Raw genomic sequence first — 12,563 nt, 5'->3', positions numbered from 1 at the left:
TACGAAATGGGGGGTCGTTGGTTCAGCTCCCATTAAAAGCAAAACGCGAGGTAGCTTGTCCTCAACTACCTCATCTTTAAGGTCTGACTAGTTATCGCCTTCGCTGCCTTATCGGGTCGCCCAACTGACGTTTTTTTCCGCAGCCGACAAAAAAATATCAAAGAACGGCGCTCGCAGTTTCTTCAACATCGTGCAATTTAAAATAGAGGAAGAATCATCTTGCTACAACAGTCCGATTGCTTCGAGCACTCGGACATATACGCGGATGAGATATTACACGACGCGAATAAAGTTGGATCATGTCGACATTGGGGTGGATATTATTCGGTAAGGCAGAAGCCGATGCGGTGCAAACCCTGATAGGCAGTCTTAGCGAAAGCGAAGCTAGAGACGAATTGGGGCTAGGCGCGATTCGGGATGGGTTTTCGGACCTGCTTTTTCCCGGGACAAGCACGGTCCAGACCCGCTTACGATACTTCATTTTCCTTCCGCACATCTTCCGCAGCCTGGATCTCAAGTCCCGCGATCGTCGCAAACGCCTCAGAGATGGTGAAGTGGCGCTTATGGAAAGGCTGAAATCGCTTCCGAAAACCGCCGACACGACCAATTTGATTGGAGCGGAAGCCGGCGCGAGACTGAAGCGAATGCCGAGCGCCGTCTATTGGAGTGGGCTTGGTGCTTGGGGCATTCGAACGGCCGGATTGGAGCGTGCCGGGATCGGTGAGGTTCTGGACCGCATGGCGGAAGGTGAAAAGTGCTGGGAGGAGCCGCCTGCTGTTGCCGATGACGACCAGTACGGTTTCACCTTGACCTCGGACGAAGCTGCGTGGATCAAGGATCGCTGTAGCATGATCGAAAAGCGCGCAACCTTGCTCAGTTTTTTGATGTCACACGCCGGCCGCGCCAGACATATCGAGACTCTGGACGGGGTGGCCCGTCTTGATCTTCCCATTCAGATGCGCCGACAGGTCGAGCACGCCGTTGCCTTCTCAACGACCATGCACGGTGCGAGCCTTCTATATAATCTCATGCTTGCGGAACACTTCCACCACGAGAAGCGCGACCACTACGCCGCCGAACTCCAGACCTGGCGGCGTCAACCGATATCCGGGCTGGCAACATCGGCGAACAGCCTCGTTGCACCTCTGATGGAGCAGGGATCGATTGCCTTCAGGCCCAATGACCGCACATCGGCCTTCGTCAATCAGTGGATCGCAGTCATGCGAGATCCCGACAGCAAGCAAGCGCGGCGCCTGATCGCCGACCGGGAGGTCCAGACGAAAGGCAAGAGCCGCGCCCGTCTTCTTTTCATTCCAGAGGACTATCGTTGGAACGGTCAGTCCGGCGCCGCACGTCTGGATTTCCGATGGACGCGCGCGAGACAATATCTTCAGGATCTGGCGGCTGCACAATGAAACATAAAGACACCGCGTTCGCCCCCGATGAGCGGATTGACTTTGGCGAAGCGTTGCTACCGCCCGAAGGGTACCGGCTGGAAGCCGCGTTGGGCACGACCTTTTCGCTGGATTTTCTGACGGCGCTCACCGTGCCGGTATCTCTTGCGCTTCGAGGTGGCATACAGCGCGACGAGCTGCTTTCGAGTCCGCTTGCTGCACTGGCCGCGATGCGGCGGCTTGAGGATCGGCTTGCCATATTCGTGGAAGCCGGCAACATCCATTCTCCGAAGGGCAAACGCACGCCGCTTGTCACGCTGCTGGAAAGTATCGTCAAAGAGGTCCCTCCACCCCGGAACACGAGCTTTCATCCCAAACTTTGGCTCCTGCGTTTCGCGCCCGAGCATGATGGTCCCATGCGCCAGCGGCTGATCATGATGTCGCGAAACCTCACGCGCGACCGTTCCTGGGACGTCGCGGTCCAGCTTGATGGCGAGGAGCGTCAGTCCGTTCGGCAGGCGAATATGCCGATCGTCGAACTGCTGGATTGGCTGCCAGTGCCCAAAACGAGCAAGCATTTGCGTGCGCTTCGCAACGGCCTACAATATGTAAATTGGGACAGGATTCCGGGATTCTCGTCGCCAATCTTTCATTCGCATTTCCCGACCTCAACGAGAGCGCAATGGCGCCCTGTCCCCGGAAAACTGGCGGTGATCTCGCCGTTCTGCGATGAAGAAGGGCTGGACAGCCTGGGTATTGAGCGTATCACGGCGCTCGTGGCCAGCGACGACTGGCTTGCAGGCCTGAAGGTCCACCCTCCAAAATGCCTGACGCTTGCCGATTATGCCAGTCCGGAGCCTGACCCGGATAGCACGATGACGGCAGAGGATCGCGCCGGTCTGCATGCAAAGCTGTACATCGTTGAAAATGGCGACGAGACCACGATCACGCTTGGTTCGGGCAATGCGACGGGAGCCGGCCTCGGCGCCAAGGGTCCGCGTAATATCGAGGTTTTCGCCACATTCAAGGGCAAGACCGCAGAAATCGGCGCAATCGGCCTTGATGGTGACGGGTTTCTCGGAGCCGGCGGGATCGGCCCCCTGTTACAAACGTGGATGCCGCGGGAATTACGCGCCGACGAGCTTGCCGCGAGGAGATTTGAAGACGCGGTGCGCGAGGCAAGGCGATTACTTGCCACACCGAAGCCACTCCTGACATTTGAGCAGGAGGACAAGCGGCTTCGGGTATCGTTGAGCGTCGATCTGCCGCGTCTTGCGACGATCACCAGCATCCACGCTCAGCTCGTCACCCAGGAGACCGGCAAAAACCTCGATGGAGAAGGTCCGTGGGACCTGGGGTCAGTTCGGATCGCGGATGCGACAACCTTCGTTCAATTCGATCTGCGCGGACCAGAGGGCGAACCCGCGTCCTTTGTCACCGTTGCACGGGCAACAGGTCTGCCGTCGCATGAGGCGCGGCTTCAAGCGCTGTTGTCCGGCATGATCACGACGCCGGAGCAATTCTTCACCTTCATTACGGCTATGTTGGAAAGACAGCCGGACATTGGGGGAATGGTCGGTGAGTCCCGCGAACGCAGTGCGTTCGGCTCAAGACAGCCGGCGGCGCCCGTACTGGAATCTATTCTGGCAGCCTATCTTGCCGACGACGGCCCTGCCCGGCTCAAGGAGCTCGATCGCGTCGTCGGCCTGATGAAGGAGGAACTGGCCGAAGATTCGATGCGCGAGTTCCTGCAACTCTGGAACGAATTCAAGAAAGCGATGGGAAAGCGGAAATGAGCTTCGATCCAGCCCCGTTCCTGTCTAAGCTGAAGCGCTTTCAGCGCGCCACAGTCGATTATGTGATGAGCCGCTTCGATGCCGGTGCGCCACGGTTCCTCGTTGCCGACGAAGTCGGCCTTGGCAAGACTCGCGTCGCGCAGGGCGTCGTCGCCCTGACGCTTTCGAGGCTGACCAAGGGGCAACGGGCAGACGTCGTCTATGTCTGTTCCAACAGCGCGATCGCAAGACAGAACCTTCGGCTTTTGAATGTTCTCCAGAATGGTGAAATCCAAGCAACGCGGCTTACGCTTCTCTGCGACCGGCGGGCTGGCTTGCGGGAGGACGGGCCTAATTTCATCGCTCTGACCCCCGGCACGAGCTTTGACAAAGCCAGCAGCCTCGGTCGAGCCGAAGAGCGCGCCCTTCTGCGTAAGCTGTTGGGTGGGCGTTTCGGAAGTCGCAGACTGGACGGGCTGCTCATGCATCCCGTGCAATCGAAGGTTCAATGGGACAAATACTTGGACAAGGTGAGTCCAGCCATTGATCCCTCGCCTGTTGCTGACCTGCTTCTCGCTGGGGACATGACGGAGAGAATAGGCGCCTGCAATCTAAGGGACCCGGATGCACGCAATCCAATCGTGCGCGAATTGCTGTTGCGTCTCGCACGCCATGCATTGGCTGCCCTGCGGCCGCGACTGGTGATTTTCGACGAATTCCAACGATTTCGTGATCTTTTTGCTGAAGGTGATAGCGAAGCGCAGGCCCTGATGCGAACGTTCCTGGAGGCTGAATCGCGTGGCGCTCGTGTTCTGTTTCTTTCCGCCACGCCCTACAAGCTACTGACTCTCGACCGCGAAGAGACCGGCGGAGAGGATCATCACGCCGACTTCCTCAAAACGGTGTCGGTCCTGTACGGCACGGATGGGCCCCAAGCAGCCACGGCATTACGACAGGAGATCCGAGATTTTCGCGACCATCTGCGTCGCCTTGCGACAGAGCCGGAACTAGCGGCGCATGACGCCCGGTCCGCTGTGGAAGCGCGGCTGCGCACCGTCATCAGTCGTCAGGAGCGCGTGGCGAGCGACAGTGAGGACGCCGATGTCCGCCGCACGATCATTCCGGCGACGGTGGATGCCACTGATCTGCGACAGGCAAAAGCCGTGAATCATGTCGCGCGTCAGGTGAATGCCCGGCATCATGTGGTCGATTACTGGAAATCGGCGCCATATCTGTTCAGCTTCATGAGAGACTACGATCTCGCGAAGCGGATAAAGGGTTACGATGAACGCGCCGCCCTAGCCCGCTTCGGCGCCGGAGCGATGATTCCGGAAAGCGGCCGGAAAAATTTCGATCCAATACCACCAGGCAACGGTCGCATGCGCGCTTTGTTCGATCAAGTGTTCGAGAAAGCGAACCTGCATCGCCTTCTCTGGCTGCCCCCGTCGCTACCTTATCTCAGGGGCTCCAAGCGGCTGACGAAAACACTGATCTTCTCGGATTGGCAAATGGTGCCGGAAGCTGTGGCGGCGCTCGTGTCCCATGAGGCTGAGCGGCGGCTCAGGCAGGAGAAGGGGCTTACAATTCGCCCCGACAGGCGCGAAGCGGTGCTACTGCCGCTACGCACCGACAGCAGCCACGTGGGCACGAGCATGCGGGTCATGACGCTGCTCTACCCATCCGCCTTCCTCAGCCGGGTGGTTGATCCCCTCGCGATCTGGAGGGAGAAGGGGCCGATGGCGCCGGCCGCGATGCGGACCGAAGCGGAGAGACTTATTGCAACGGCGCTTGCTGGCCGGGTTGTTCCGACAGTGAGGGGCGACGCTCCATGGGAGGTGCTTCCCTTTCTCGATGCCGGTGAGACCGCCTGGTTTCAAGAAGTCCGCAAGGGGCTGAAGGCTGGTTCCTCTAACAGCAAGAAGAGCGCGGCCGTAGATTGTCTGAACACGTTTATCGCCGACCAGCCTGATCTTCGACAGGGTCCCGCCAGCAAGACGACAATACGCTTTCTTGCAAAGGTGGCGCTTGGAAGTCCGGCGACATGCCTACTGCGCTCCTTCAATCGTCACGTCGATGCGCCCGCTGCTGCTCGCGCCAATATGGCCGGTCAGATAGCAACAGGCTTCCTCACGCTTTTCAATCACCGCGAGGTGCGTCCGTTCTTCGTCTCGGACGGGACGGACGGCGCATGGTCGCGCGCGCTGGATTACTGCGCCGAACACGATTTGCAGGCCGTCCTGGACGAGTATGTTTTCCAGATCACGAATGGCCGCCTTACAAACGATCGCGAAGATGGACGTCCTGCTCATGAGGTGCTTGCCGACCGCGTGAGAAAGACGGTCGGCCTGCGCACCGCGCAGATCACATTGCATAATCCATTCACGAAGACAGAGCGTGCCGATCGCACGATGCCGTCCCATCTGGCCGCTCGTTTTGCTGAAAGCGCTGTACAGGATCGAGACGGGGATAGCGCTCGGATCGACACATTGCGCGACGCTTTCAATTCGCCTTTCCGGCCATTTGTCCTGGCATCGACATCGGTCGGTCAGGAGGGGCTCGATTTTCACCTCTATTGCCACCAGCTGTGGCACTGGAACGTCCCCAGTAATCCTGTCGATCTGGAGCAGCGCGAGGGGCGTATACAGCGGTATCTCAACCACGCGGTTCGGCTGAATATCGCGGCCAATCACGCGGCTGCGGCAAGGGCTAACGAAGGCCCGGCTTGGACTGCAATGCTGGCCGCCGCCGAAGCTGAGGTCATGGAACGTGGCACAGCGCGGAATGGCATGCGACCGCATTGGCTCTATGACGGAGACGCCGCAGACCCCACGAAAATCGAGACGATCATTCCTCTTCCGACACTCTCTCGCGACGTTCAGCGGGCACAACGGCTTCTTCGGACAACGGCGCTTTATCGCCTAGCGTTTGGCCAGCCGCGGCAATCAGATTTGCTGGCGATGCTCGAGGCAGCCAATATCGAGCAGCAAGTCAGGGATCGACTACTAATTAATTTAGCGCCACCGATTTCAGATGGATAATGTTCTCTAAATTTCAGTGACTTACGTAAATTCGATCTACGGGTCAGGAGTTCGTTTCCCCTCAAGGTGAGGGACTCGCACTGACCCCGATCGTCTCCAGAGGGTGGGAACGAGACGTCAGCTCACCAGCTATTCGACGGCAGTGTGCGCCAGGAGCGGTTATTGCCAATCGAATCCTCTAACGTCGCGTTCTGGCTAAACCGGACAGGCGCCCTGGTTTCCACTGGGGCTCTTAGCGACTTCGAGCAGCTGAGTCAGCGAAAGCAGCTCATCCTCAAGGAAAGAACCGACTGGCGGATGGATTCCATTTCTCCTCAGGAGTGCCAGGAAGCGGTCACCAACGCTGTCAGCATGCATGAAGCGAACAAACGTCATAGGTCTACAGCCTCCGTTGGGTCACGGCTCGCCGCCTCTTCGGGTACGCCGAAAAATCGATAGATCTTCAGGCGAAGAGCATCATCACACGCTGAGAGCTCATCAAGAGCACGAATGATGAAGTCTACCTGGGTGCGTGAACGGTCAGGCAGTCGCCGGACGGTTTCAAGCTCGGTAGGCAGCAGATAGCGGTCTAGGTAGAGGTAGGGATCAATCCCGTGGTTTTGATACTGGGTAAGCATGAAATTCCAGGCCATCCTGGCGCTACGCCGTTGGTGCGCATTCCAGCAGCGGCGATAGTCTGCGACCTCTGCCGGCGGATTGGCATCCGCTTCATCGAGAATAGCATCATAGAACTCATGCACCCGCTGATGATAAACAGGAGTCAACGTTCCGATATCGATGTTTTCGGTTTGGGCCGCCAAGAAGCGGCGCGCACGCTCGTTCCAACTTGGATTAGCATCCTGGAGCTCACGAAGGTCGAACAGATAGTGGGATGTCGCCGCGGCCCCCGAGCCGCGGATCGCCCAGTTAGCGTCAAGCATCAGAAGATGATGAAGCGCCGTTCGTAGCCCACACACGAAGTCATGTAAGCCATCGTCGCCAAAACACGTCGGGATGCGAGGGGTTATCAGGGAAGATTTCCACCGGGAATTGACGCGGCGGCAGTGGTCCTGAAGGCTGTGTGCGAGTTCGGAAAATGTGAATATCTCCTTCCGGATGCTCCGCTCGATAATATCGTGCTGCGCGCGGTGAGAGCGATAGTGGAACTCGGGTTGCCGGCTGAACGCGTCGAAAGCGGCTAGAGCATCCTGCAGATCGGCAAATGCCTGGTCGAAGAGCTGCAACGTTGTCCGGATCGACCGCAACTTGTCTTCGAGGTCAAATCCCGGGTGTGCGCGTAGTACGTCCAGTGTGTCGGTGACAAACAGGCCGGCAACGGCATTCAGAAGATCGTCTGGAACGGGCACCGGACTGGCTGCCAAAGCCGCTCGGAGAGCATTTTTACGCTGCTCGTTTTGCTCTTGTTCCGTGACAGGACGTATCATTTAGAAGGTGACCTCGCGGGGGTGATGACCGTCGAGGACTATCTTGCCATGTGCCTCTCGGTTCATTTCGAGAACGAAGCTCCGGCTAAGGATGAAGGTTGAGCGGCGGCGCGGGAAACTCTAAGGCCGCCAAAAGCCCTTCCTCCCTTTTCGGATCGGAGATTTCGGTTCCAGCCTCTTTCTCTTGCCGGGCACCCCGTTCCGCATTCTCTCCGACCGACTTGGCGATCTTGGGTCGGGGGATGACAAGCGATTTGCGGGCGATGAGGAATGAGAACTCTGTCTCGCCGATCGAGACGCTCACATCACCGTAATGGACCTCGCGATGGTGATTGGCGCAAAGCGTCACGATATTGGTCGCCGAGAGCGAGCCGACCTGCTGCAATGAGACCGGCATGACGTGATGCGCCTCGACATAAGGCTCACCGTTCTTCTTCCTGAATCCCAAGGACTCCTGGCCTAGCGCCTGGCATATTTGACAATGGAAGCCGTTGAGGCGCTTTACCTTCTGCCCGATCGGCCCGCGTTCGATCCCTTTACTGACGCGGGTTTTGACCTCGGGGCTGGCATTGATGAACTTGCGCTCAAGCTCCGCGAGTCCATCCACGTCGCTTGGGTCGCCTGTGCTGGCGTCCGCGACGGCCCCAACATCTTCGTCAGAGGACACGGCGTTCGGATTGCCATCAAGGCGCTGCAACGCTGGGGTTTGACCATCTGACGCTTCGATGAGCCCGGCGCCACCGCCTGAAGTCTCGAGTTCTTGAAGGATGGCTTCCACGGCGGCCGTCAATTTACCCGGCGCATCTGCGTACTCATCCCAGATCTCGGCTTCTAGCTTGCTGCCGGAAGGAAGTCCGACGCCATGGTATTCGGGATCTACACGACGAAAATTCAGCATCTTCATCGAAACGCCGTTGGCGTTCCTGAACGTCACGGCGCCGCTCATCTTCCGCAGGGCCGCAAGCTTCAGCAACCTCTGAGATAGCTTGACGACCTCCGGGTGCTCGTCCGGATAGCTCGTCCCCCGCAGCTGAAGATAAAGGTTGAGGCCGAGTATATGTTCTTCGCGTGTCCAGTTCGGGTTATGGGGCGTAGCACCCTTTAGTCCTCCATCCGGAGGCGCGCTCTCGCGCGGTCCGCGTTCCAATCCTTCCGCCCAGGCTTTGACGGATGCCTGGTTGTCCCGCAGCTCGGCCTTCCACAAGAGATGGGCTTGGCCGGCCAGCGTGTGCGTGACGGATGCCAGGCGCTCGAAATCATGCCGCCGCCAACGGAACAACCGCGCGGCTTGCCGCATCGCCTGTAGTGGGAATGGCCAAGACCGGTCTTCCTGTCGCCAGGCCTCGGTGAAAGGCGCCGTCGCCGTTAGACCCAGCGGGGGCAGCTCAGAGCGATAGCACGCGAAGTCCAAGCGTGACTGGATGTTGCCGTATACCCGGCCATGCCTGGTCATATCGGTCATCCCAAGCGCGCGCGCCGCGTCCAGATTAGGGAACGGCGCGATGATGCCACCGTTCTCGGTCGCCCTGGCGGCGAGCCAATCGAGAAGCTCCTCGGTGCGGATCTGCGCGGGTATCGATCTCCGCGCAGGTGGCTTCTCGGACTGATTGGGCAGGCCGAGCGTGCGCCTCGCGTACCAAAGAGCGCGCGGCGAAAACTCCTCTGGGTGGTCGATGATGATCTGTTCGTAGGAGAGCTCGTCCAGATCCTCGTCGCGCAGTGTCTCGAAACCTTGCGTCGGCTTCGACTTGGAAACGGCAGTTTCAGCCGACTCGATCAAGCCCCGGTTACGCAGTTGTTTGAGGGTGCGGCCAGCGTCGCTTCCCTCGCGACGCTTGATAGCCAGATACTCGCTCACGGCTCGAACGATCTTTTCCTCGGCCGGCGTCAGTTCACTTAGATCGAGATTTGTTCGCTGGGCGATCATATCGCGAGCTATATGCTCACCTCGTTCCTTGAACGCAGCCCCAATTTCGTCGTCGAAGACGACGCGCTTGCGAACGTTTTCCTCTAGCTGCGCTAGCGCCTTGAAGTCCTTGACGGTCCTCAGGGCACGATTGATCTGTTCATCCATGTCGAATCCCCAGCGACAGTTTGTAGGGAATTCGGCTAGTTTTTCAACCTTCTTTACTGGCGCCGTGGTGTCGGGCCGAGCCTTTGGCTATGTTGGAGGCGTTCACCCAGAATACTTCGGATGAAGCGCACAACATCAGTGTACTTCTCCTATTAAATCGTCTTCAGTCTCTGCAATTGCCCGTTTTTTGAATCAGATAATGCACCAACCGGATGTCTCATCCAGGCGTGCTGGGTATCACCTCCGACAATCCGAATTTCCGCATCGTGGTTGTGCCGGTACTACACATTAGGCGCCCAGGCTTCGGCCAGCTGAAGCGTGCTCACTAACGTGCTGAGTGGCGACACGACGTTCCGCCGCTCGCCAATGGCTAGCAATCATCGATCAGGTTGAAGTGAAAAGGAAAACGCTTGCGCGTCTGGTGATAGGCGGCGCGGCTGCGGCAGCAGTGCCCAGTTTTGTGGGGAAATGGCACACCAGACGGGATTCGAACGCATGCTGGTAACCGGCCGGTTCTCGGGTACGGCAAAAGGAATGTCCGCTTTTGTGAAATTGGTAGACGCAGCTTTGACGACCGATACGGGGCGAAGGAGGCCGTTCTTCGCGAGCCCTGTGCACGGCTTGTTACGAGGATGTTCACGTTATGGGCTAAAAAGATGGTGTAACGGGCTCCCGGCCCGGCAGGTTTGAAGGGCCGGTGGTCGTCCCTCACAATGATGGTGTCGCGGAGTCAGGAGTGGCCTGCTCCATAGCATCACGGAGAAACGACCATGAAGCAGTATGCGGGCATCGACGTATCCTTGGAATACTCGAGCGTGTGCGTGGTGGATGCGGATGGCCGCATCGTCCGGGAAGCAAAGATCCTCAGCGAGCCCGATGCACTGATCGCCTGGTTTGGAGACCACGACGCGATGGAGCGCATCGGTCTGGAGGCCGGGCCGTTGTCGCAGTGGCTGCATGCCGGGATGGTGAAAGCCGGTCTTGCCGTCGAGCTGATCGAGACGCGCCATGTGCGCGCCGCCTTCAAGACGATGCCGGTCAAGACCGACAAGAAGGACGCCCGCGGCATTGCGCAGTTGATGCGGCTGGGCTGGTTCCGATCGGTCCACTGCAAATCGCTTGCCGCCCAGGAGGTGCGTGCGCTGCTGACCGCCCGCAAGCTTATTCAGGGCAAGCTTCATGACGTCGAGATGAGCATCCGGGGCATCCTGCGCGGCTTCGGCCTCAAGGTCGGGCCGACGACGCGGTGCACTTACGCGGGCCGCATTCGCGAACTGATTGCAGGCCATTCGACCTTGGAAGCGATCGCCTCTTCGCTGCTGAAGGTACGCGACGCGCTGGTGCAGGAATTTGCAGGGTTTGAGCGCACGCTGCGTGCCATCGCCCGTCAGGACGACAATGCCCTCAGGTTGATGACGACGCCCGGCGTTGGCGTCCTGGTGGCGCTGACGTTTGTGGCGTCCATCGATGCGCCGGAGCGCTTCCGCTCCTCCCGCGCGGTCGGGCCGCACTTCGGATTGACGCCAAGGAAATATCAATCAGGGGAGACCGATCATAGCGGTCGCATCTCGAAGATCGGCGATGGCAGCGTGCGAACCGCGCTCTACGAGGCGGCTCACGTCATCCTGACGCGCCCGGTCAAAGGCTCCGATCTGAAGGGCTGGGCGCTGGCGGTCGCCAGACGAGCCGGTCCGAGAAAGGCGCGCGTCGCGCTGGCCCGCAAGTTGGCCGTTGTGTTGCATTGCATGCTTAGGGACGGAACCAGCTTCGTTGCTCATAAGGGAGGGCCCACCCCGGCGGTTTGAGGAAAAGACGACAACACAGACTATTCGGACGGGCACAGCCATCCGCCCTCCGGAGCAAGGTCCCTTCGCCGGGACGATGGATGGGTTAGGCCGTTATGCGATCAGCAGCACGCAGTGACTGCGCCTTTAAGCACGCGAGCGATGACTGCGCCTCTAAGATTGGCCAGCCGGTCCTTGGCAGACACCATAGAGCAGCGGCAAAGCGCCGACTGCGGACAGAAGCAAGCACTCGGCGAGGGATTACGCTCCAAGGGATTGACGCAACGCCCGTTACAGAAGATCGCATAATGTATCGTCTGGAAGATGCCGTACTTCCAGCTACGCTGCCCTATCGATTTCCGGAATCAACTCCAGTTCGCCATGGAGCGCTACTTCCTCTGTCTTGAGGTTGAAGCTGGTCTGCATGTTCATCCAAAATTCCGGTGTTGTCCGGAAATACTTGGCGAGGCGCAGGGCGGTATCTGTCGTTACCGGTGTTTGCTCTGCTGCAAGACGTTCGATGCGAGTGCGTGGAACATTGAGCTTTTTCGCCAGTGCACCAGCACTCATGTTGAGAGGAAGCAGGTACTCCTCGCGGAGAATTTCGCCAGGATGGATCGGCGGAAGGATATGGGTCATCTGAAGCTCCCTGTCTGCCACGCTTTGCCTTCAATGGTAGTCAACTATTTCAACGGCCTCGATACCGGCATCAGTCCATACGAAGCATATGCGCCACTGATCATTGATCCGGATCGAATGTTGGCCTTCTCTATTCCCCTTAAGCGCTTCTAGTCGATTGCCGGGAGGAGAACGAAGATCGTCGAGAGCAGCAGCGCTGTTCAGGATCGTCAATTTACGGACGGCCGACCTCACGATGTCTGAAGGAAAGCCTTTCGGCGCTTTGCCGCAGGCAACAGCTTCGGTTTTCGCATCCTTAAATGACCTGATCACGCCTGGCTCTTAGTGTTTGTATCATATGGTGATACTGGTGAAAGTCAACTAGCATGTATCATTGCGCGATACAGATTCGCAATCGCCTTCCTGTCTACGCGATCTGAACGTGGCCGATCTCCG

At 58.6% G+C, this 12,563-nt stretch carries 8 protein-coding genes; 4 read left to right on the top strand and 4 right to left on the bottom strand.

The features are described 5' to 3' along the window. Positions 1-299: 299 nt before the first annotated feature. From IB267_RS32850 to IB267_RS33625, 3 genes are read left to right on the top strand one after another with little or no spacing between them, the layout of a single operon-like run. Positions 300-1,415 (top strand): DUF6361 family protein, encoded by a 1,116-nt coding sequence (locus tag IB267_RS32850; protein ID WP_192451565.1) that lies wholly within the window; start codon positions 300-302, stop codon positions 1,413-1,415. Next, positions 1,412-3,190: a hypothetical protein gene (locus tag IB267_RS32845; RefSeq protein ID WP_192451564.1), complete on the top strand. Its 1,779-nt coding sequence runs from the start codon at positions 1,412-1,414 to the stop codon at positions 3,188-3,190. Before IB267_RS32850 ends, IB267_RS32845 begins: the two co-directional genes overlap by 4 nt. Further along, positions 3,187-6,207, top strand: a complete 3,021-nt coding sequence (locus IB267_RS33625) for a hypothetical protein (protein WP_246810935.1) — start codon at positions 3,187-3,189, stop codon at positions 6,205-6,207. Before IB267_RS32845 ends, IB267_RS33625 begins: the two co-directional genes overlap by 4 nt. Positions 6,208-6,578: 371 nt before the next feature. On the opposite strand, the gene IB267_RS32835 is transcribed toward IB267_RS33625, so the two are convergent. Both IB267_RS32835 and IB267_RS32830 read right to left on the bottom strand, forming a co-directional pair. Further along, positions 6,579-7,631, bottom strand: coding sequence for a hypothetical protein (locus IB267_RS32835; RefSeq protein WP_192451563.1), 1,053 nt, complete (start codon positions 7,629-7,631; stop codon positions 6,579-6,581). An 85-nt stretch (positions 7,632-7,716) separates the two neighbouring features. Continuing rightward, positions 7,717-9,705: an HNH endonuclease gene (locus IB267_RS32830; RefSeq protein ID WP_192451562.1), complete on the bottom strand. Its 1,989-nt coding sequence runs from the start codon at positions 9,703-9,705 to the stop codon at positions 7,717-7,719. Positions 9,706-10,475: 770 nt separating this feature from the next. On the opposite strand from IB267_RS32830, the gene IB267_RS32825 reads away from it, so the two are divergent. Next, entirely contained in the window at positions 10,476-11,510 is a 1,035-nt protein-coding gene (locus IB267_RS32825) for an IS110 family transposase (RefSeq protein WP_192451561.1), read from the top strand. A 318-nt stretch (positions 11,511-11,828) separates the two neighbouring features. Here the strand turns inward: IB267_RS32825 and IB267_RS32820 are convergent, their stop codons facing one another. Both IB267_RS32820 and IB267_RS32815 read right to left on the bottom strand, forming a co-directional pair. Next, the gene (locus IB267_RS32820) at positions 11,829-12,128 is read right to left on the bottom strand and encodes a HigA family addiction module antitoxin (RefSeq protein ID WP_065377029.1); all 300 of its coding nucleotides are present in this window, start codon (positions 12,126-12,128) and stop codon (positions 11,829-11,831) included. A gap of 30 nt (positions 12,129-12,158) precedes the next feature. Next, the gene (locus IB267_RS32815) at positions 12,159-12,440 is read right to left on the bottom strand and encodes a type II toxin-antitoxin system RelE/ParE family toxin (protein ID WP_192451560.1); all 282 of its coding nucleotides are present in this window, start codon (positions 12,438-12,440) and stop codon (positions 12,159-12,161) included. Between the last annotated feature and the right edge of the window lie 123 nt (positions 12,441-12,563).

It is taken from the genome of Ensifer sp. ENS09, assembly GCF_014852425.1.
GTDB lineage: Bacteria > Pseudomonadota > Alphaproteobacteria > Rhizobiales > Rhizobiaceae > Ensifer.
This window is presented reverse-complemented; position numbering and strand designations above follow the sequence as displayed.